Origin of the sequence: Streptomyces sp. NPDC057302 (assembly GCF_042667685.1) — a bacterium.
Classification (GTDB): Bacteria; Actinomycetota; Actinomycetes; order Streptomycetales; family Streptomycetaceae; genus Streptomyces.
This window is the reverse complement of the sequence record NZ_JBHUZJ010000040.1, coordinates 34114-55522: the sequence shown is the minus strand read 5'-3', so window position 1 is coordinate 55522 and position 21409 is coordinate 34114. Positions and strand designations below refer to the sequence as shown.

Sequence of the window (21409 nt, the reverse complement as noted above, 5' to 3'; positions counted from 1 at the left end):
CATATCGCCCTGGGTCACGCTCCGTCCGCCACGCGGGTGACCCGTACGCGGCCCCACCCCGCATCGGCGCGAACTACGGGCAAAGTGGCCCAATGCACCACATTGGGTTCACGCCATGACCCCGGCACTGCCGCCCGCCGCGCGGCGGCTCGTCGCCACCGCCAGGTCCACCCGCTTTCGCGCGGAACGGGTCGCCGCGGGGCGGGTCGGGGCGGGCGTGGCCGGGGCGGTTCGGCTCGGAGCGGGCCGGGCCGACGGAGGGGCGCAGGCGCACGCGCTCCTGGCTCCCGTGCATCTGTCGCTCCGGGACAGCCGTACGCTCAACGTCGCCGTCGCCGCCCTCCCCGACGAGCAGGTCGAGCGCGCCCATCTGGTCGTCTCGCGCGGCCACCGCCGCTTCCGGATCCCGCTCGCCTTCGAACAGCACGCCCACGGCGGCCTGCTGCTCGCCGGGACCGCCACGTTGCGCGACGCTCGCGACACGCCCGCCGGAGAGAACACCCCCGACCGCCCGCGCCTCGGCGAGGGAGTCTGGCGGCTCACGGTCGTCACCGCCGACGCCCGCGGACGCGTCCTGCGGCGTGGCATCGGCATCGACGGGGACACCGAACTGCCGCCCACGCCCACCCTCCCGCACGCCCCCGACCCCCGCACCGGCACGCTGATCCGCGTCGTCCGGTGCCGCAGCGGGCGCGCGGTCCTCCAGGTGACGCGGTCCAGGCCCCGCGCCGAACTCGTGCGCTTCGTGCCCGGCGGCGACGGCATCACCGTGCACGGGCGGCTCGTCATGGCGGGCGGCCGGCGGCGGTGGCGGGCGAAGGCCGTGCGGCGGCGCGACGGGGTCACCGTGCCCGTCGGGTCGGTGTTCTCGGGGGCCGAGTTCAGCTTCCGGCTGCCCCTCGGGGAGATGGCGGGGGCGAGCCCCGGGCAGTGGGTGTGGGACTTCCACGTGGAGGCGGAGCGCCACGGCGTCTCGCTCCCCCTGGGGCGCTGGCTCCGGGACGTGCGCGACCCCGCCGCCGCCTGCCCCACGCCCTTCCGTGTCTTCGCCCTGCCGGGCGGCGCCCTGGTCCGCGCCCACGCCCACTTCACCAAGACCGGCGCCTTCGCCCTGACGTGCTGGGACATCTCGAAGGAGACCTCATGAAGATCACGTACCTCCTCGGCTGGGGCGACGAGATGGGCGGCACCGAGCTGGCCACCTACACCCAGGCCCAGCACCTCGCGGACCGGCACGACGTCGAGGTCATCTCCGTCTTCCGCACCCGCCCCGAGCCCTTCTTCCCCGAGGCCCGCAGCCTCCCCGTGCGCTATCTCGTCGACCGCACGGCCTCGCCCGAGCGCCCGGTGCGTGCCTCGCGCCTGGACGAGTCCGCCTGCCGCACCCTGGCCGCGCTGCCCAGCGAACTGATCAAGCCCTCCTGGGAGTCCGCCTTCGACCGGCTCTCCGACGTCGAGATGACCGCCGCCCTGACCACCCTGGACACCGACGTCCTGGTCACCACGACGCCCGCCCTGATGGCCGCCGCCGTCGGGCTCGTCCCGGCCAGGGTCGTCACCGTGCACCAGGAGCACCGCCCCACCCAGCGCCGCGGCCCCTCCGGCGAACCGCTGCTCCTGCACGCGCCGCGCCTTGACGCCCTGGTCACCCTCACCGAGCGCACCCGGGACTGGATCGCGGAGTCCCTCGGCGCCACCGCCCCCGAGCTCGCGGTCATCCCGAACGCCGTGCCCGACGGCTTCCGGCCGCGCGCCGACGGCGAGAGCAAGGTCATCGTCATGGCCGCGCGCCTCACCGGCGAGAAGCGCGTCGACCACGCCGTGCGCGCCTTCGCCGAGGTCGCCGACGCCTATCCGGACTGGACCCTGCGCGTCTTCGGCGGCGGCCACCGCGAGCAGTCCCTGCGCCGCCTGGTCGACGGCTTCGGTCTCCAGGACCGCGTCGAACTCCTGGGCCCCTGCCAGGACATGGCCGCCGAGTGGGCCAAGGCGGGGCTCACCCTGATGACCGCCGGGCACAACGAGGCGTTCCCGCTCGTGCTGCTCGAAGCGCTCGCCGCGGGGGTGCCCGTGGTGGCGTACGACGTCCTGACCGGGCCCGCCGAGATCGTCAGGCACCGCGTCGACGGACTGCTCGTACCGCCCGGCGAGATCCATGAACTGGCGGCTGCCATGAGCGAGTTGATGGGTGACCCGGAGACCAGGCGCGGCTATGCCCACGCGGCCCGCGAAGGTGTCTACGCCCGCTTCTCCTCCACCGACGTCACCGCCCGCTGGCAGGAGCTGTACTCCCGGCTCCTGGCCAGGCGCGACGCCCCCGAGCGGCTCGACGACCGCGCGGACCGGGTGGCGCTCGGTGTCGCCTCCGGCGGGACCGGCTTCCGCCCGACCACGCCGTACACCCTGGACGCGGCGCCCGGCGCCGACGAGCACGCCCGCGAGGAGGAGATCCTCGCCGCCGACACCAGCGGCCTCGTCATCCGCTCGGTGGGCCGGCTCGCCGAGCGCCGCGACGACGTCCTCGCGCCCGACATGACCGACTGGAACCTCGAACTCACGGCCACCGCCCTGGAGTCGGAGGACATCCCCTACATCCTGGTCCGCACGTCGGGCACCACGCACACCCTGGCCGTGGCCGACGACGAGCGCGACGGCGCGCTCAAGGCGCTCGCCGAGTCCCTGCACGGGCAGCCCGTCTACGCCGAGCTGATCCACCCGCGGGACGCCGCCCCCGGAGTCGTGCTCGCCGAGCGCCTCGACGGCATCGGCGAGGTCGCGGGCATCAAGCTCTTCAAGCCGGTGACCACGACGACGCTCTCGCTGCGGCACGGCGTCGGCCAGTCCTGCACGGTGGCGTTCTGGCCACGGGTCCCGGACGGAGCGACCGATGCCCGGCGGGCACCCTTCGGCACCACCCTCGCCGGTTCCGAGCTGCCCTCCCTCTCCCCCACCGCGACCCTACGCGTCGCGGACCGCACGTATCCGACGCTCGACGTCTTCGCCCAGGTCCTCATCGGTGACGTGGACTTCCCCGTCGACGCGGTCTACACCTGGGTCGACGACTCCGACCCCGAGTGGCACGCCCGCCGCAAGGCGGCCCTGGGCGCCCCCGCCGACGAGGCCTCGCCCGACCACGGTGCCGTCCGCTTCCGCAACCGCGACGAGCTGCGCTACTCGATGCGCTCACTCGCGATGTACGCGCCCTGGATCCGGCACATCTACCTCGTCACGGCGGGCCAGACGCCCGCCTGGCTCAACACCGACCACCCGGGCGTCACGGTCGTCGACCACCGCGATCTCTTCGCCGACCCGGACACCGCGCTGCCCACCTTCAACTCCCACTCCATCGAGAGCCAGCTGCACCGCATCGAAGGCCTCTCGGAGCACTTCCTCTACCTGAACGACGACATGTTCCTGGGCCGCCCCACCACCCCGGAAACGTTCTTCCTCAGCTCCGGTACCTCCCGCTTCTTCTGGTCCTCGGCGTCCGTGCCCGCGCTGCCCGTCGCACCGGACGACGAGGGCTATCTGGCCGCCGCGAAGAACAACCGGGGCCTGCTGGAGCGGGAGTTCGGCAGGACCACGACGCACAGCTTCTTCCACGCGCCCTACGCCCTGCACCGCAGCGTCCTTGCCGAACTCACCGAGCGGTTCCCCGACGAGCTCGAAGCCACCGCCCGCAGCCGTTTCCGCTCGAACAGCGACCTCTCCCTGGTGTCGTCCCTGCACCACCACTACGCGTACCTCACCGGGCGCGCCGTCCCCGCGGGCATCGCGTACGACTTCGTGGACATCGGGAGCCGCGCCGACCACGCCCGGCTCGGCCAGCTGCTCCAGGGCCGCAACAAGACGGCCTTCTGCATCGGCGAGTCCCCGGACAGCGACCTCGCCGACGAGGAGATGGCGCTGGCCATCCGCTCGTTCCTCGCGGCCTACTTCCCGGTCCGCTCGCCCTACGAGCGGGGCGTCTGACCTTCGAGGAACAGCCGCCGCACGACCCGGTCGGCCGCGCTTCCGTCGTCGTAGGGGCAGAACCGCGCCCGGAACGCCTTGCGCAGCCGTGCCGCGTCGGCCGTGTCCCACGCGCCGCTGCGGAAGACCTCGGCGAGCTCCTCCTCGGTGGTGGCGACGGCTCCCGGCGTCTCGCCCGCGCGTCCGGAGAGCAGGTCGAAGTAGGTGCCGCGGGCCAGGCGGTAGGCCTGCCAGTCGGGGGCGTACGTCACGATCGGGCGGTCCAGGCAGGCGTAGTCGAACATCAGCGACGAGTAGTCCGTGACGAGGGCGTCGGCGGCCAGGCAGAGGTCCTCCACGCGCGCGTGCCCGGTGACGTCGACGAGCTGCGGGTGGGCCCGCAGGCCCGCGTCGGCGCCGTAGAAGTAGTGGGCGCGCACGAGCACGACGTACGAGGGGCCGAGCGAGCGCACGAAACGCTCCAGGTCCACGCGGGGCAGAAAGCCCTTCTGGTAGTCGCGGTGGGTGGGCGCGTAGAGCAGGACCGTGCGGCCGTCGGCGATGCCCAGCTCCTCGCGGACGCGGGTGATCTCGCCGTCCCCGGCCGTGAAGTAGACGTCGTTGCGCGGGTAGCCCGCTTCCAGGGCCTGGTACGCCGTCGAGGGGTAGACCCGCTCCCAGACCTCCGTGGAGTGCGGGTTCGCGGAGAGGCTGAAGTCCCACTGGTCGGTGTGGTCGAGGACCTTCTGGAAGCTGATGCCGTGCGTGCCGGCGGGGTAGCGGCGCTGGTCGAGGCCCATCTTCTTCAGGGGCGTCCCGTGGTGGGTCTGGAGGTAGACCTGGCCGGGGCGCTTGGTGAAGCCGCCGGGGAAGCTGGAGTTGTTGATCAGGTACGTCGCCCTGGCCATCGTCTGCCAGTAGCGCCGCGAGCCCTCGACGACGTACTCGACCCCGGCGGGCACGCGGTGCTTGTGCCGGGATGAGACCACCCATACGCCCCTGATGTGCGGGGCGAGTTCGCGGGCCTTGGCGTGGATGGCGGCCGGGTTGCAGGAGATCCCGCGGTTCCAGTACGCGCCGTAGACCGCGAGGTGGGGGTCCAGGGGGCGGCGCAGGTCGGCGCGGTAGGCCAGGCGCATGGCGCGGGCGCGCAGCTTCTTCTTCTGGTCCTTGAGCCTGCGGGTGACGCCCTTCCTGCGGGAACGGCTCTTGCGCTGCGCTTCGTAGGCCGAGTACGAGGCGGTGGCCAGGGCCTTCTGCCCCGAGGTCGACGCCGCGTCCGCCGGTCCGTAGGTCCGGTAGAGACGGGCCGCCCCGCGGAAGAAGTCGCGCCGGTCGCGCGGTGCGACGCGGCCGGGGTCGTCGAGCACGGCGAGCAGATGCGCGGCGGCGTGCGGGACGAGCCGGGCGCGGTCGGCGGGGTCGGCGGCGGCGAGCAGCTCCTCGTAGCGCCCGATGACGGCGAAGTGCTCTTGGCCCGGCGTCTTGGCGAAGCTGCCGCCGCGCCGCTCGCGCCAGCGGACGCAGGCCTTGTCCAGGACGGCGGTGCGTGCGCCGGGGGCCAGGGCCGCGCGCCGCACCGGCACCACGTCCTCGTAGGGGCCGTCGCTGAACGCCAGTCGGCGCTCGTGCCAGAAGTCGCGACGGAAGACGCGGTTCCAGGCGGCGACGGTGACGGCGAGGGGGTCCCCCGCCAGGTCGTCGCCGCCCGCGCGCACGCTCTCCCACCAGTCGACGCGGTCGTGGCCGAAGAGCAGGACGTCCGGGTCGCCGGCCTCGTCGAGGGCTTCGGCGATCGATTCGAGGGCGCCCGGCTGGAGCAGGTCGTCGCCGTCGAGGAAGAGGAGGTAGCTGCCGGTGGCGCGGTCCGCGCCGATGTTGCGGGCGGGTCCTGTGCCCGCGTGCGCCGGGACGCGGACGAGTTGCACGCGCGCGTCACGCTCCGCACACTCCGCGGCGATTGCGGCGGACGCGTCCGGCGACGCGTCGTCCACGACGATCAGTTCCAGATCGGCGCAGCTCTGGGCGAGTACGGAGTCCAGGCATTCCCTCAGGTAGCCCTGGACGCGATGGGCGGGGACGACAACCGAGAAGCGCGACATGGACACCGACGGTAGTCAGCCGGACACGCCCTGTCGAAGACCGCGCATCACTCATTGGGATGAAGCAAGGCAAAGAAATTGACCGGAACGGGCAAAAGGGATGAATAAGCCCGTACTCCCATGATTACTCCTCACTCCCATGACTGGGAGCGTACGAAAGGCCGGTCTTCGTGCAGCCCCGTCTCAGCGTCGTCGTGCCCATCTACAACGTCGAAGAGTTTCTGGAGGAGTGCCTGGAGTCGATCGCCGGGCAGACCATGGCCGACCTGGAGGCCGTGCTCGTCGACGACGGCTCGACGGACGGCAGCCCGCGGATCGCACGTGAGTTCGCGGCGAAGGATCCACGATTCGTCTATGTGCGCCAGCCGAACGCGGGACTCAGCGCGGCCCGCAACACCGGGGTGCGGCACGCGACCCCGACCGCCGAGTACCTGACCTTCGTCGACAGCGACGACGTCGTCCCGCACGACGCGTACGCGCGGATGACCGCGAGCCTGGACTCGACCGGATCCGATTTCGCGAGCGGCAACGTCTGGCGCCTGAACGAACGCGGACGCCAGCAGGCCTGGCAGTACAAGTGGCTCACCGAACCGCGCTCGCGCACGCACATCAGCCGTGACCTGGAGCTGCTCGCCGACCGCGTCGCCTGGAACAAGGTCTTCCGGCGCGCCTTCTGGGACCGCCACGGCTTCACCTTCCCCGAGGGCAAGCTCTACGAGGACACGCCCGTGATGATCCCCGCGCACTTCCTCGCGGGCTCCGTGGACGTGCTCAGCGACCACGTCTACTACTGGCGGGTGCGCGAGGGTTCGATCACCCGGCGGCGCACGGACGTCAAGGGCGTGCGCGACCGGATCGCGGCCTGCGCGCACGTCAGCGCCTTCCTCGCCGAGCACGCGCCCGAGATGCGGGGGACGTACGACACGTCCTGCCTGCGCGACGACTTCGTGTACTTCCTGGAGGGCCTGCCGATGGGCGGGCCCGAGTACCGCGCCACGTTCATGAAGGGCGCCGCCGCGTTCCTGCGCCGCGCGGACCCGGGGGTCGTCGCCGGGCTTCCGGTGTCGCTGCGCGTGAAGTGGCATCTCGTACGGGAGGGGCGCACCGCCGATCTGATCGACCTGCTTACCTTCGAGCAGCGCAACAAGCACGCCTTCCGGGTGCGCGGGGTGGTGCGGCGCAGCGCCGCCTATCCGCGCAGCTCGGGGGGTCAGATCCGGGTGCCGCAGGAGCTGGCCCGGCTGGGGCGCGGCGAACTGCCGGTCATCGCCCGGGTGCGGGAGGCCGGCTGGGGGGCGGACGGACTGCTGCGGATCAGCGGGTACGCGTACGTGCGCAATCTGGAGGCGACGCGCCCCGGGCACTCCATCAAGGCGGCCGTCCTCAAGTCGACCCGCAGCAAGGCCCAGTTGAGGAAGGTGGCGACCCGGACGGTGGCCGCCCCGCAGGCCACCGAGAACTCCCGGCAGCAGCTGCACTGCTACGACCTCTCCGGGTTCGAGCTCACCGTCGACCCCGAGCAGCTGAAGACGGGCGGCCGGTGGCGCCCCGGCAACTGGCTGCTCGGCGTGGTCGTCGCGGGCCACGGTTCGGTGCGCCGGGCCGCGGTCCGCCCCCTGGACGGTTCGGCCGCGCAGTCCGTCGTACGCGAACTGGGCGACGGGCTGCGCCTGGTCCTCGGCTTCAGCAAGGGCCGCCTGGTGCTGCGGATCCAGGACTACGTGGCGCGGGTGGACGCCCATCACCGCGACGGCGGCGACATGGTCCTGAGCGGCCATCTGCCCAGCCACCTGCGCCCGACGGCCCTGCGCCTGACGCACAAGCACTCGTCGGCGGAGTTCGACTACCCCGTGGCCCTCTCCGGTGACGACCGCTTCGACGTACGCGTGCGCCTCGCGGACCTGGAGGACATCGCACCGACCCCGCACCTGGCCCCCAAGGAGGTCGAGCCCCCGCACGGCGACCGCTGGCAGGCCAACCTGGTCCTGCCCGACGGCAAGCTGAAGTCCCTTGCGGCGGCCCTGGACCTGCCCCCCGGCCGCTACGCCTCCCGCGAGGCGGGCCGCGAACTGTGCGCGTCGGCCAACGACCAGGGCCAGCTGGTCATCGAGCTGACCCGGCAGCCGATCGCCGACCGCGTGGCGTGGAGCACGGACGGCACGCTGACGATCGAGGGCACGATCTCCGACGCGAGCTGGGCCACGGCGGAACTGGTGCTCAGGCACAGCGGCAGGGACGAGGAAGTGACCGTACCGGTGGAACGTTCCGCCGGGCGCTTCCGGGGGGTGGTGGCTCCCGGCGGCGGGGCGCTGCGGGAGGGGCGCTGGTACGCGTTCCTGCGGGAGGCGGACGAAGCCGGGCAGGGGCGTTCGGGGCGGGGCACGGTGATGGGCGGGCGCGTGAAGGCGGGCGACGGCCCGTGCGACTCCCACCGGGAGGACGGCATGCCCGTGCGGCTGCTCGCCTCCGTGTCCGCGGCCTTTCCGCTCCATCAGGCCGTGGCGGGGCGGGAGTTCACGGTCGACCGGCGGTTCGGTGACCGGCTGCTGGTCGAGGCCGGGTCCGTGCTCGAACGGGGCGAGCGCGGGGCCTACCGGCGGCACCGGCTGCGTACCGCGCACTATCCGCGCCAGCGCACGCAGCCGCTGCGGGACGCGGTGCTCTACTTCGACGGAGACTCGCCGCGCGCGGTCCACGAGGAGCTGATGCGGCGCGGCGCGGACGTCGAGCACCTGTGGGTGACGCGGGACCAGCAGACGCGGGTGCCCGCGGGGGCGAAGGGCGTCGAGGAGCACAGCACCGCCTGGTACGAGGCGCTCGCCCGCTGCCGGCGCATCGTCACCGCGGACCACCTCCCCGACTTCTTCGAGCGCCGGGACGGGCAGACCGTCGTACAGACCTGGAACGGCGCGCCCCTCAAGCGCATCGGCACCGACCTCACCGACACCCTCTACGCCGACCACGTCCACCTCGACGTCCTGCCCAAGCTCTCGCGCCAGTGGGACGTGCTCGTCTCCCCGAACCGCTTCTCGACGCCCCACCTGGGGCGCGCGCTCGCCTACGAGGGCGAGGTCATGGAAGCGGGCTCGCCCCGCAACGACGTCCTGTTCTCCGAGGACCGCGGCAAGGTCGCCGAACGCGTGCGCCGCGATCTGGGCATCGCCCCGGACAAGCGGATCATCCTGTACGCACCGACCTACCGGGACCACCTCGCCTACGCCCCCGGCCGCTTCCGCTACGAACCCGCGCTCGACTTCGGCGCGGCCCAGGACGTGCTCGGCGAGGACCACGTCCTGCTCGTGCGCAAGCACCCGCTGACGGCGGGCCGGCTTCCCGGGGCCCACGCACCCTTCGTACGCGATGTGTCCTCCCACCCCCGCACGGCCGAACTCCTGCTGATCTCGGACGTGTTGGTGACGGACTACTCCTCCCTGATGTTCGACTTCGCGCACACCGGGCGCCCGATGCTCTTCCACGCCTACGACCTGGAGCACTACCGCGACACGGTCCGCGGCTTCTACCTCGACTTCGAGACCAGTGCACCGGGGCCGCTGCTCGCCTCCACCGGCGAGGTCGTCGAGGCGCTGCGCGACCTGGACTCCATCACGGCCCGGCACGCGGAGGCGTACGCGGCGTTCCGCGAGGCCTACTGCGACCTGGACGACGGGCGGGCGTCGGCCCGTGTCGCGGAGAGGCTCATGCGATGAGCATGGCCACGCGGGGAGCCGGACTCCTCACGCGCCGCGAGGTCCACGGCGCGACGGCCCTGCACGGGCGCAAGCGGTGGCGGCCGAGCCCGTACGTCGTGTTCGGCGGGCTCTTCTGGATCGTCATGTCCCTCGCCTTCTGGCGGGTGCCGATGTGCTGCGACTTCGGGCAGCACGCGGCGGTGATCGAGCGGCTCAAGACCGACCTCCTGCACCCGCGCCACCCGATGGCGGACCTGCCGGGCGCGGGCAGCCCCTACTACTCGCCGTACGCGGTGGCCCAGGGCGTCTTCGCGCGGGCGACGGGGCTCGCGGGCTGGGAGGTCGTGAAGCTGGCGGGGCCGCTGAACCTGCTCGTGCTGCTCACCGGGCTCGGGCGGTTCGTCAAAGTCCTGACGCCCCGTCAATGGGCGCCGGTGCTCGCCCTGTTCGCGATGGTGGTGCTCTGGGGCACCCGGATGGCGTGGTGGAGCGGCTACCTCGGCCTGATGTCGATGACGGGGAACCTCGGGTACCCCTCGACGTTCGCGATCGGCCTGGCGTTCTGGGCGTGGAGCTGGGCGGGCTCGCTCGCGAAGGTACCTCGGGGCCCCCTGGCGTACGCGGGTCTCGGCGCGCTCTGCGGGGTGATCCTGCTCGTCCACCCGATCTCGTCGGTGGCGGCGGTGATCGGCGTGGTGGCGTTCGCGGCCTCGGCCCCCCGCCCCTTCCTCCGCTCCTTCGCCACACTGGGGAAGTGGGGGGTGACCGCCGTGACGGCGGCCGTGATCGCGGCGAGCTGGCCCTACTACTCCGTCTTCTCCCTCGTCGGCGACGCGAGCGTGGACTGGATCCACCGGCAGCTCTACACCGAGATGCCGCAGCGGTTCTGGCTCGCCCTGCTCGGCCTGCCCGCGCTCGCCCTGCGCTTCCACAAGAACCGCCGCGATCCCCTGGTCCTGATGTTCGCCCTGGACTGCGCGGTCGTCGCCTACGGCTGGCTCAGCGGCCACTACACCTACGGGCGCATCCTGGGCCTCACCCTCGTCCCGCTCCAGTTCGCCCTCGCGATCGAGCTGGCCGCGCCCCGGCCCTGGCGCCGGTGGCGCATGGCCCTGGGGGGCGTGGCGGCCACCGGGGCGGCCATCGGCTTCTGCACGCTCCAGGCGGGCGCCGTCGTGCCGCGCGCCCTGGATCCGGTGGGCTTCGACCAGCCGCCGCGCTGGCCCGGCTACGGCTGGGCGGTGAGCCGGATGCACGAGGGCGACGTGGTCCTCACCAACGGCTACTACCCCACCCGCTCCGTCCCCGCGTACGGCGCCAACCTCGTCGCCCCCGCCTGGCCGGACGCCTCACTCGCCGAGGACACGCGCAACCACCGGCTCCAGAAGGTGCGCGACTACCTCTCCCCCGATTCGACCCGCGCCGAGCGCGCCCGGATCGTCCGCCGCTATGACGTGCGCTGGCTGCTGCTCTCGCCCGACCAGCGGGTGCCCAAGGAGGCGGTGGTGGTGGCGTGGGGGCCGCGTACGGGGGAAGTGCTCGCACGGGTCGGCGGCGGGAGCGCCAGGGAGAACGGCAAGGCGAACGCCAAGGAGAACGGCAAGGCGATCAGCGGGGCGAACGACGGGAACACGAATCACTCGAAGACCCCCTAATCGGATAATTACTAGCAACCTCTAAAATTTCCCCCGTGGACCCCTCTCTGTCTCTCTCGCCCCCGTCGCCCCCGCTGCCCACCTCGCCGCAGGTCTGCGTCGTCGTGATCGGCTACAACGACGCCGCGCACGTCGCGGACGCGGTGCGCTCGGCGCTCGCCCAGGGCCCCGCCGTCCGCGAGGTGATCGCCGTCGACGACTGCTCGACGGACGGCAGCGGCGAGCTGCTCGCGGCGCTGGCCCAGGAGGACCCGCGCGTCACGCCCATCCGCCGGGCCGCCAACAGCGGGGGCTGCGGCACTCCCCGCAACGACGGGATCGAGGCCACGACGTCCGCGTACGTGATGTTCCTCGACAGCGACGACGTGCTGCCGCCCGGCGCGGTGGACGCCCTCCTCAAGGCCGCGGCCCGGCACGACGCCGAGGTGGTCACCGGACTCTGCGTACGCCGCGAGCTGCCCTCCGGGCGCGAGACGCCCTGGCAGCCCATGCTCTACCGGAAGGCCCGGCTCATCGCCCGCCCCGAGCTGCGTACCCGCCTGGTCCACGACACCCTGTGCGTCAACAAGCTCTACCGCACCGATTTCCTGCGCAAGCACGCGATCCGCTTCCCCGAGGGCCGCTTCACGTACGAGGACTTCGTCTTCACGGCCCGCGTCCTCGCGGCGGGCCCGCGCATCGCGCTGATCACGGACCCCGTCTACGTGTGGAACGTGCGGCGCACCGCGGCCAAGCTGTCGATCTCCCTGGACCGCTCGGGCATCGGCAACTGGCAGGCCCGCATGGAGGCCCACCGCCAGGCGGTGGAGATCCTCCGGGAGGCGCACAGCGTCACGGGGACGGCGGGCAAGCGGCTCGCCCAGGCGTCCCGGGCCAAGTTCATCGACCACAGCCTGCGGATGTACGCGCGTGAGCTCACCGCGCGGAGCCCGGAGTACCGCCAGGAGTGGTGGACGGCCACGCGCGCGTACCTCGCGACCTTCGACACGGCCGACCTGGACGCGGCGCCCGCGCCCGGCAGGATCATCGCCCGCGTGCTCCTCGCCTCCCCCGAGCCGCGCGACCTGCCCCGCCTCCAGGAGGTGGCGGCCCGCCCCGCGCGCCTGTCGCCCCCGTACGCGCGCTCACCCGACGGCGCCACGCCCCTCTGGTCCACGGACCTCCCCCAGGTGACCCTGGAGCACCTCCTCGTACGCCCCGTCCGCCTCCTGCCCCTCGCGGTGGACGCCGAGCTGCGCCCCCGCGCGCACCGCAGCCGCCTGACGCTGCGGCTGCACGAGCTGTACGGGCGGGTGGCGGATGCGGGGCCCACGACGGTCGACGTGGAGCTCGCGCCCAGGAGCGGCGAGGGCCCGGTGCTGCGCCGCACGGCGGCGTTCGAGCCCGCGGAGGGGGAGAGCGCGGACGTCTGGCTGACGGAGGTCCTCCTCGACCTGGGCTCGCTCGGCGGCGGCGTATGGGACCTGCGGCTGCGGCTGCACTTCGGCGACGGGACCACGCGCGAGACGACGGCGCGTGCGGTGCCGGGCCCCGGTTTGCTGCGGCGCACGGCGCTGCCCTCGCGCCGGGGGCTGCTGCTCGCCCAGCCGTACGCGACGCAGGCGGGCAACCTGGCCGTGCGCCTCGCGCCGGGGATGCGGGGCGTGGCGGGGGTGGTGCGCAGGCGGCTCGCGCGGTGGGTGGGCGGCGGCGGGCGCTGACGCCGTCCGTACGCGGGGCTCTGCGAGACTGCGCAGCGACACACGCGACACAGGCGACAGGGAAGGCTCACTGACGATGACCTGGCTGATCACCGGCGGCGCCGGCTACATCGGGGCACACGTGGTCCGCGCCATGACGGAGGCGGGCGAGCGGGCCGTGGTCTACGACGACCTGTCCACGGGCATCGCCGAGCGCGTCCCCGAGGGCGTGCCGCTGGTGACCGGTTCGACGCTGGACGCGGACCTGCTTTCCCGCACGCTGACGGAGCACGCGATCACGGGCGTCGTGCACCTGGCGGCGAAGAAGCAGGTGGGCGAGTCGGTCGAGCAGCCCCTTCGCTACTACCACGAGAACGTGGAGGGCCTTCGGGTCCTGCTCGCGGCGGTGACGGAAGCAGGTGTCGCCTCCTTCGTCCTCTCCTCGTCGGCGGCGGTGTACGGCATGCCGGACGTCGACCTGGTGACGGAGGAGACCCCCTGCCTCCCGATGAGTCCGTACGGCGAGACGAAGCTGGCGGGCGAGTGGCTGGTCCGCGCGACGGGCCGGGCGCACGGCCTGTCGACGGCGTCGCTGCGGTACTTCAACGTTGCGGGCGCTTCGAGCCCCGAGCTGGCCGACACGGGCGTCTACAACCTGGTCCCGATGGTCTTCGAGAAGCTCACGGCGGGCGAGGCCCCGCGCGTCTTCGGCGCGGACTACCCCACGCCGGACGGCACCTGCGTACGTGACTACATCCACGTGACGGACCTCGCGGAGGCCCATGTGGCGACGGCCCGCAAGCTGGCCACGGCGCCGCGCGGCACCGACCTGACGCTCAACATCGGCCGCGGCGAAGGCGTCTCGGTCCTGGAGATGGCCACCCTGATCAACGAGGTCACGGGGTACGACCTGCCCCCCACCGTGGCACCGCGCCGCCCCGGCGACCCGGCCCGGGTGGTGGCATCGGCGGACCGCACCGCCGCCGAACTCGGCTGGTCGGCCAAGCGGGACGTGCGCGAGATGGTGACGTCGGCGTGGGCGGGCTGGGTGCGGCTGCATCCGGAGGCGGCCCGCGGCTAGGCCGTGTCAGCCGGTCCTGGACGCGGCGGGCAGCAGCCGCATCTCCATGGAGGACGCGGCGGTGGCACTGCTCGACGAGGCGGAGCTGCCGCGGTTCGTGCAGCGGCGGTTCACCGCGGGGTACTGAGCGGACGGCGGCGGAGCCCCGCACCGGCAGAACCCGGGACCCACCAGAACTCAGCTCCGAGCCCTGGTGGAGCCAGCTACACCCTCCCTCCGGGACCGTGCTCTCTCGTCCCTCCGGCCCCGGCTGCCTAGCGTTCCAGGCAGCAGCGGCGGTCACCGGAAAGGGAGCTGGCAACGATGTTCAGGCGGCAAGGTTCCGCGGTGGGAACCCTGGAGACGGGCCCGTCGGGCGGGGCCGAAGCACTTTCCCTCGACGGGGTGACCCGGACCTACCGGCGCGGTGGCCCCGCCGCGCTCGAACCCCTCCAACTCACCCTCCCCCGGGGCCGCTTCCTCGCCGTGATGGGGCCGTCGGGATCCGGCAAGTCCACCCTGCTGCAGTGCGCCGCAGGGCTCGACAGGCCCACCGCGGGAACGGTCCGCATCGGGGGCGTGGACATCGGCTCCCTCAAAGAGGCGGCCCTCACCCGGCTGCGGCGCGAGCGCGTCGGCTTCGTCTTCCAGGCGCACAATCTCGTGCCCTCGCTCAGCGTCGCCGAGAACGTCGCCCTGCCGCTGCTCCTGGGCGGCGAACCCGACGACGGCCGTGTCTCGCTCGGCCTCGCCGAGGTCGGGCTCGGCGGCCGGGGCGACGACCGCCCCACCGAACTCTCCGGCGGGCAGCAGCAGCGCGTCGCCATCGCCCGCGCCCTCGTCACCCGCCCGGAGGTCGTCTTCGCCGACGAGCCCACCGGCGCCCTCGACCCCGTCACCGCGCACGGCGTGCTCGCTCTCCTGCGTCAGGCCGTCGACCAGGACGGCCACACCGTGGTGATGGTGACCCACGACCCGGCCGCCGCGGCCTGGGCGGACGATGCGCTCTTCCTCGCGCGGGGCCAGGCCGTCACCCGGCTCCTCCAGCCGGACAGCGCCCAAGTGCACGCGATCATGCGGGACTTGGGGCGTCCGACGCCATGAAGAAGAACCCGCCCGTAACGCGCCTCCTCGCCTCACGCGCCGCCCGCACGCACCGCAAGGCCTGGTCAGCGGTCTTCGCCGCGCTGGCCCTCACCTCCCTCCTCCTCGGCTCCTTCGGCCTGGCGCTCGCGTCGGCCGGACTCGGGCACGCGCGCGTGGAGCGCTACGCAGCGGCCGACCTCGTCGTCACCGGCGACCAGAGCACCCGTTTCGCGGCCAAGCCGTGGGGCAGCGACCCCGAGACGGCGACGGCAGGCCTCACCGAACACGTCCGGGTCCCGTGGGCCGCGCTCAAGGCCGTGCGCGAGGTCCCCGGGGTCCGCGCGGCGATCGCCGACGAGGTCTTCCCGGTGGGCGTACGGGGAGAGGAAGCGACCGGACGCCCCTGGAAAGCCGCCCGGTTGGCCCCTCATGTCCTACGAGACGGAGGACCCCCGAAGCACGATCGCGAGGTCGTCGTGGGCGAGGGAACGACGGCGACCCGCGTAGGCGACCGGATCACCGTCCGCGCATCCGGCACCGACATCACGTACAAGGTGGCCGGGGTCGCCGAAGGCCCGCCGGCCGCCGTCTACTTCACCTCCCCCGAGGCCCGCCGCCTGGCCGCTCACCCCGGGTCGATGACGGCCATAGGCGTCACCGCCGCCCCCGGCACGAGCACGTCGGCCCTCCACGCGCGCGTGCGGCACGCCCTGGACGCCGCGGGCCTCAGGAGCGTGGGCCACCGGGCGGGCGGAGACCGCGCCGGCCTCCGCGTCCTGACGGGGGACGGGCGCGGCGGCCCCGAGTTCCTCCGCGTCGCTCCCGCCCGCGCGGGCATGCTCGCGCTGCTCGGCTCCGTGGCGGGCACCGTCGTACTCATCGCGCTGCTCGTCGTGTCGTCGACGATCGTGCAGGCACTGCAGCAACGCTCCCGCGAAACAGCCCTGTTGCGGGCGGTCGGCGCGACGCCACGCCAGCTGCGGGGCGCGGTGGGACGTGAGGTCGGCCGGGTCGCGACGGCGGCGGCGCTCATGGGCGCGGTGGCGGCGATCCCGGCCTTCTTCGGACTGCGCGCACTGCTCGAAGCCCACGACGCGCTGCCCCCGGGCCTCGAACTCCCCCTCCCACTCTGGCTGTTGCCCACCCCCCTCCTCACCGCGGGCCTGACCCTCCTCGCCGCACGCCTGGCCGCACTGATCGCGTGCGTGAGGACGGCGAAGGTGCGCCCCGCCGAGGCACTGCGCGAGGCGGCGCCCGGCAGGGGGCGCCAGATCACCGGCCTGGTGCTGCTGTTCATCGGCGTGAGTTCGGCAGGCACCGCCACCCTCCAGCGCGGGGAGGCCGCGGCGGCGGCCGCCGGTGCGGCAGCGGTGGTCCTCGTCATCGGCTGCGCGCTGCTCGGCCCGTGGATCGCCGAGGGCGCGATGCGGTTCCTCGGGGCGCCGATGCGGCGGTTCGGCGGCGCGGCAGGCCACCTGGCGGCGGCCAACTGCACCACTGCCGCACGCCGGTTGGGGGCGGCGATCACGCCCACCATCCTCGTGACGGCGTTCGTCCTGGTCCAGCTCTCCGCGGGCGCGACGATGACGCACACAGCCGACGCCCAGGCGCGGGACGCGGGACGGGCGGACTTCGCGGTGACGGCGGCGGGCGGGCTGCCCGAGGGCACGCTGGAACGGATCCGGGACGTACCCGGCGTACGGGCCGCGACGGGCGTCACGCGGAGCACGGTGGTCCTGGCACGCAGGGAGACGGGCTCACCCCGCCTCGACCGCCTCCCCGCGCTCGGCGTCACCCCCGGCGGCCTGGCCAGGACGCTGGACCCTGGCGTCCGGGAGGGCGACATCGACGAACTGCGCCCCGGCACGGTGGCGGTGGGCCGGGACCAGGCCCGCTCCCTGGACGCACACCTCGGCTCGACGGTGACGCTGCGGTTCGGGGACGGGGTCGAGGCCCGCCTCAGGGTGGTGGCGACGTACGACCGCGAACTGGCGCTGGGCGGCTTCCTCTTCGCCGAGAGACAACTGCTGCGCCACACCGCTTCGGCGGGCCGGATCCTGATCACCGCGGACGGCACCACCGCCGACGCCCTGCGGTCGGCCGCCTCCGGGGCGAAGGTGGTGACGGACCCCGCGCCCGAGCGGCTCGAACCGGAGGACCAGGCGCTGGGTGAGGTGGTGACCGTGGCGGCGGTCACCGCGATCGGCGGCTTCACGGTCATCGCCACCCTCAGCACGCTGTGCCTGATCACCATCGGCCGGCGCCCCGAGCTCGCCCTCCTGCGCCTCGCCGGAGCGGGGCGTGGCCAACTGCGCCGAATGCTGGGCCTTGAGGCGGCGGCCTCGGCGGTGGTGGGGCTCGCCGTGGGCGTGGCGGTGGCCCTGATCCCCCTCCTCGCCTTCAGCGCGGCGACAACGCGTTCCCTCCCCTACGTCCCCCCTGCGCAGGCGGCCTTGACAGCCCTGACGGTCGCAGCGACGTCCGCCGCGGGCACGTTCCCCCCGGCCCGGCGGGCGCTGCGGGGCCGCTACCCCACACAGCCCCACCACCCATGACCGCAGAACAGCCCCGCCGCTCCGCGCCGGATATCCCCCACCCACCCACCCGCATACCTACAGCGACTCGCAACCGAAAAGGCAGGAGGGGGACAGCCCCGATCGCCCCCCCTCTCCACCCCCTCCCCCAGCCACTCACCACCGAGAAGACCGGAGGGGCGACAAGCCCCCACGCACCCGCGGTCGGCATCGAGACGTGAGGGGACGTGCCGGTATTTCCGCCCGGAGCACGGTTCCTTTCACTCCCCAGCCGAAGCACCAAAACGGCCACCGGACGATGGCGAGGACGGACATACCGGCGCGGCCCCGCCCCCAGCCGGACCCGCACCGCACGACCGCACGACCCCGCACCGCACCCCGCCCCACGCACCCGCACAATTGACCCCATGAAGATCTTGCTCTGGCTCGCGCTCGCCATCGCCCTAGTCGTCAACATCTCGTCCAGCTTCATCATCGAAGACAGCACACGACAGGCCCTCGTCAGCGTAAGCACCGGCGCCATAGCCCTGGCCTCCGGCATAACCCTGTTCATGAAGCGGGAACGGAACCGAAACCGGAACCGGAACCCGAACCCCAGCAGCTAGCCCCGGTTCAGATAGGCCAGCACAGCCAGCACCCGCCGATGCCCACTGTCACTCGGCGGCAGCCCCAGCTTCGCGAAGACATTCCCGATGTGCTTGCTCACGGCCCGGTCGGAGACCACCAGCGCAGAAGCGATGGTCCCGTTGTCCCGCCCCTCCGCCATCAGCTGGAGAACCTCCCGCTCCCGAGGCGTCAGCGAGTCCAGCGGATCGTCGCGCCGCCGCGTCAACAACTCGGTGACCACCTCCGGGTCCAGCGCGGTCCCACCCCCCGCCACCCGCTCCAGCGCGTCCAGGAACTCGTCGACCCGCCCCACCCGGTCCTTCAGCAGATACCCGACGCCACTCGCACCCCCGCCCAACAACTCGGCGGCGTACATCTCCTCGACGTACTGCGACAGCACGAGCACCGGAAGGCCGGGAATCTCCACCCGCGCCGCGAGCGCGGCCCGCAGCCCCTCGTCCCGGAACCCCGGCGGCATCCGCACGTCCAGGACGGCGACGTCCGGCCGGTGCTCCAGGAGCGCCGGAAGAACCTCGGGACCGCTCGCGGCCACCGCCACCACCTCGTGCCCGGCGGAGGACAGCAACAGCACCATCCCCTCCCGCAGCAAGGCATTGTCCTCGGCGATCACCACGCGCACGGCAGCTCCACTTCGATCACGGTCGGCCCCCCGACGGGGCTCACCACTTCCACGGTTCCATCCAGCGCGGCCACCCGCCGCCGCATCCCCAGCAGCCCACTTCCCCCACCGCTGCCGCCACCACTACGGCTACCGCCACCGCCACCCGCGGCATCGGCCCCGCCCCGCCCCTCATCCCGTACAGAGATCCTCAACACCCCACCCACCCGGGCAAGTTCCACCGAGGCCTGCCCCGCACCACTGTGCTTCGCGGCATTGGTAAGCGCCTCCGCGACGACAAAGTACGCGGCGGCTTCCACAGCAGCCGGAGCGCGCACAACATCCCCCACACGCCCCTCACGCACCTCACGCCCCTCACGCCCCTCAGCCCCCTCGACCCCCTCCGCCCGCACCGCCACATCCAGCCCACTGCTCGCGGCAAGCGCCCGCACCGCCCCCACAAGCCCCCGGTCCGTCAGGATCGGCGGATGGATGCCGCGTACGACGTGACGAAGCTCGGTCAGGGCCTCCTCGGCCTGGTCCTGCGCATCGGCGAGCAGCTTCCGCGCCGCTTCGGGGTCCTTGTCGAACGCGCGCCTGGCGAGCCCCACCCGCATCGACATCGAGACCAGCCGCGCCTGCGTCCCGTCGTGCAAGTCCCGCTCGATGCGCCGCAGTTCGGCCCCGTGCGCGGCGACGGCGCCGGCCCGCGTGACGGTCAGCTCCTCCACCCGCTCGGTGAGCCGCGCGGCCCGCTCCGCCTCGGGCGACGCCTTGAGCAGCGCCCCCGACCACAGCGCCTCCAGGTCGGCGATGCGCGCGACGAGCGGCAGCACCACGGCGCGGCGGCCGAGCAGCCCGCACCACACACCGTCGACCAGCATCCCGACGATGAACACCGGCAGCGCGACGTACAGCAGCAGCCAGCCGTAGAGGAAGTGCAGGGCGAGCCACCGCAGATCGCGGTACGTCGCCGGGTCCGTGACCCCCGCGCGCACCCGCTGCGTGAGCGTGCCGGTCAGCGGCACGTACGCCTCGGAGACCTCCTTGCCCGTCCACAGGGCGACGCGGCGCCGCTTGAAGCCCGCCATCCTGCGCAGCATCAGGACCGTCTCGGGCATCACGCCCGCGCCCACGACGATGAGCGTGGTGACCAGGGTGAGGAGGATGACCCCGATGAAGAGGTACGACGCCAGGGAGAGCAACGCCGCCACGCCCAGCTGCTCCAGGGCCCGTTCCGTACGCCGCAGTGTCTCCCGCATGGTCAGAGGCTATGCGACCCCACTCGCACACGCGGGCGAGTCCGCTCCCCGGGGAATGGTGTAGCGCGCTACACCCCGGGACCGGGAGAGCACACCATCGTCACGCGGCCCCCGCACCGGCAGAGTTGATCAGGCAGCGGGACAGTCCCACACCGCCCAGCACCCCACCCCACACCACCTCACACCACACCCCCGACTGGAAAGGCCCCGCCATGAAGGCCCTGCTCTGGCTCGTCCTCGCGATCGCCCTGATCGCCAACGTCTCCACCAGCTTCGCCTTCGACGGGGTGCAGCAGGTCCTGATCAGCGTGTGCACGGGCATCGCGACGCTCGGCTCGGGCGTGGCCCTGTTCCTGATGCGGGAAAAGCACGCCTAGCCCCAGCGCTCCCTCCCCTCGGCGGCTCCCAGCCCCCTCACAACGCCCGAAGCGCCGCCGCCGTAGCCGTGGCCAGGCTGCCCAGGTACCCCTTGGGCAGCTCGGCCCGCACCACCACGGACCGCCAGTAGAGCGGCCCCGACACCAGGTCGAGGGCAAGGTCCTCGTCGACCCCGTCCCGCACCTCGCCCCGCGCCACCGCGGCCCGCACGATGCCGTTCGCCACCCCGTGCTGTCCCTCCCGCAAGGCCTTCTGCAGGGCCTCGGCGATCTCCGGGTTGCGTGCCGCCTCCGCCTGGAGGTCGGGGATGACCTGCGAGGCCACGGGATGCCGCAGGGCGCGTGACGTCACCTCGTACAGCAGCCGCAGATCGCCCTCCAGGGACCCGCTGTCCGGCATCGGCAGCCCTTGGACCGCTATCGCCGACACCAGGTCGAGCACGAGATGCAGCTTGGAGCGCCAGCGCCGGTAGACGGCGGTCTTGCCGACGCCCGCGCGGCGCGCGATGCCCTCGATGGACATGCGCGCGTACCCGACCGCCGCGAGCTCCCCGAAGACGGCGGCCCTGATGGCGTCGGTCACGTCCTCACGGAGCACCGCGGCCCCCGCGGGCGCCCTGCGGCGCGGCTGATCGCGCTGCTGTTCATCTCCTGGCCTGCTCGTCGTCATACGGACAGCATAGAACGTGACGACGATACGGTTGCGTTCCGACGTCGCATGGTCCTACTCTCGTCGCTACGACGTTACGACGATACGGGCCCGTCCCGACGTAAAGTCGTCTTTGACGT

At 73.0% G+C, this 21409-nt stretch carries 14 protein-coding genes; 10 read left to right on the top strand and 4 right to left on the bottom strand.

The window, feature by feature from the left end; all coding sequences use genetic code 11:
* The first annotated feature begins 115 nt into the window (after positions 1 to 115).
* Together ACFUPX_RS25765 and ACFUPX_RS25760 are read left to right on the top strand one after the other, a co-directional pair.
* On the top strand, positions 116 to 1147 hold the full coding sequence (locus ACFUPX_RS25765) for a hypothetical protein (protein WP_383327148.1): 1032 nt from the start codon (positions 116 to 118) through the stop codon (positions 1145 to 1147).
* Positions 1144 to 3972: a stealth conserved region 3 domain-containing protein gene (locus ACFUPX_RS25760; protein WP_383327145.1), complete on the top strand. Its 2829-nt coding sequence runs from the start codon at positions 1144 to 1146 to the stop codon at positions 3970 to 3972. Before ACFUPX_RS25765 ends, ACFUPX_RS25760 begins: the two co-directional genes overlap by 4 nt.
* On the opposite strand, the gene ACFUPX_RS25755 is transcribed toward ACFUPX_RS25760, so the two are convergent.
* The gene (locus ACFUPX_RS25755; RefSeq protein WP_383327142.1) at positions 3954 to 6053 is read right to left on the bottom strand and encodes a CDP-glycerol glycerophosphotransferase family protein; all 2100 of its coding nucleotides are present in this window, start codon (positions 6051 to 6053) and stop codon (positions 3954 to 3956) included. The two genes, ACFUPX_RS25760 and ACFUPX_RS25755, sit on opposite strands and share 19 nt — an antisense overlap.
* Before the next feature lie 170 nt (positions 6054 to 6223).
* Here ACFUPX_RS25755 and ACFUPX_RS25750 point away from each other — a divergent pair, with 170 nt between their 5' ends.
* The 7 genes from ACFUPX_RS25750 to ACFUPX_RS25720 all read left to right on the top strand — a co-directional run bounded on the left by ACFUPX_RS25750 (position 6224) and on the right by ACFUPX_RS25720 (position 18361).
* Positions 6224 to 9760, top strand: coding sequence for a CDP-glycerol glycerophosphotransferase family protein (locus tag ACFUPX_RS25750; RefSeq protein WP_383327139.1), 3537 nt, complete (start codon positions 6224 to 6226; stop codon positions 9758 to 9760).
* Positions 9757 to 11397, top strand: a complete 1641-nt coding sequence (locus tag ACFUPX_RS25745) for a hypothetical protein (RefSeq protein WP_383327136.1) — start codon at positions 9757 to 9759, stop codon at positions 11395 to 11397. Before ACFUPX_RS25750 ends, ACFUPX_RS25745 begins: the two co-directional genes overlap by 4 nt.
* A 35-nt stretch (positions 11398 to 11432) precedes the next feature.
* Entirely contained in the window at positions 11433 to 13097 is a 1665-nt protein-coding gene (locus ACFUPX_RS25740; RefSeq protein WP_383327133.1) for a glycosyltransferase family 2 protein, read from the top strand.
* A gap of 76 nt (positions 13098 to 13173) precedes the next feature.
* Entirely contained in the window at positions 13174 to 14157 is a 984-nt protein-coding gene (gene galE / locus ACFUPX_RS25735; protein WP_383327130.1) for a UDP-glucose 4-epimerase GalE, read from the top strand.
* A 303-nt stretch (positions 14158 to 14460) separates the two neighbouring features.
* The gene (locus ACFUPX_RS25730) at positions 14461 to 15240 is read left to right on the top strand and encodes an ABC transporter ATP-binding protein (protein ID WP_383327127.1); all 780 of its coding nucleotides are present in this window, start codon (positions 14461 to 14463) and stop codon (positions 15238 to 15240) included.
* Positions 15237 to 17777 (top strand): FtsX-like permease family protein, encoded by a 2541-nt coding sequence (locus tag ACFUPX_RS25725; protein ID WP_383327125.1) that lies wholly within the window; start codon positions 15237 to 15239, stop codon positions 17775 to 17777. Before ACFUPX_RS25730 ends, ACFUPX_RS25725 begins: the two co-directional genes overlap by 4 nt.
* A gap of 386 nt (positions 17778 to 18163) precedes the next feature.
* A complete protein-coding gene (locus ACFUPX_RS25720; protein WP_383327122.1) occupies positions 18164 to 18361 on the top strand; it encodes a hypothetical protein in 198 nt (65 codons plus the stop codon).
* Here ACFUPX_RS25720 and ACFUPX_RS25715 read toward each other — a convergent pair.
* Entirely contained in the window at positions 18358 to 19002 is a 645-nt protein-coding gene (locus ACFUPX_RS25715; protein WP_383327120.1) for a LuxR C-terminal-related transcriptional regulator, read from the bottom strand. The genes ACFUPX_RS25720 and ACFUPX_RS25715 overlap by 4 nt on opposite strands.
* Positions 18990 to 20243 (bottom strand): sensor histidine kinase, encoded by a 1254-nt coding sequence (locus ACFUPX_RS25710; RefSeq protein ID WP_383327117.1) that lies wholly within the window; start codon positions 20241 to 20243, stop codon positions 18990 to 18992. The genes ACFUPX_RS25715 and ACFUPX_RS25710 overlap by 13 nt, the downstream gene beginning before the upstream one ends.
* A gap of 212 nt (positions 20244 to 20455) precedes the next feature.
* Here ACFUPX_RS25710 and ACFUPX_RS25705 point away from each other — a divergent pair, with 212 nt between their 5' ends.
* A complete protein-coding gene (locus ACFUPX_RS25705; protein WP_383327114.1) occupies positions 20456 to 20620 on the top strand; it encodes a hypothetical protein in 165 nt (54 codons plus the stop codon).
* A 37-nt stretch (positions 20621 to 20657) separates the two neighbouring features.
* On the opposite strand, the gene ACFUPX_RS25700 is transcribed toward ACFUPX_RS25705, so the two are convergent.
* Positions 20658 to 21290: a TetR/AcrR family transcriptional regulator gene (locus ACFUPX_RS25700; RefSeq protein ID WP_383327111.1), complete on the bottom strand. Its 633-nt coding sequence runs from the start codon at positions 21288 to 21290 to the stop codon at positions 20658 to 20660.
* Positions 21291 to 21409: the final 119 nt, after the last annotated feature.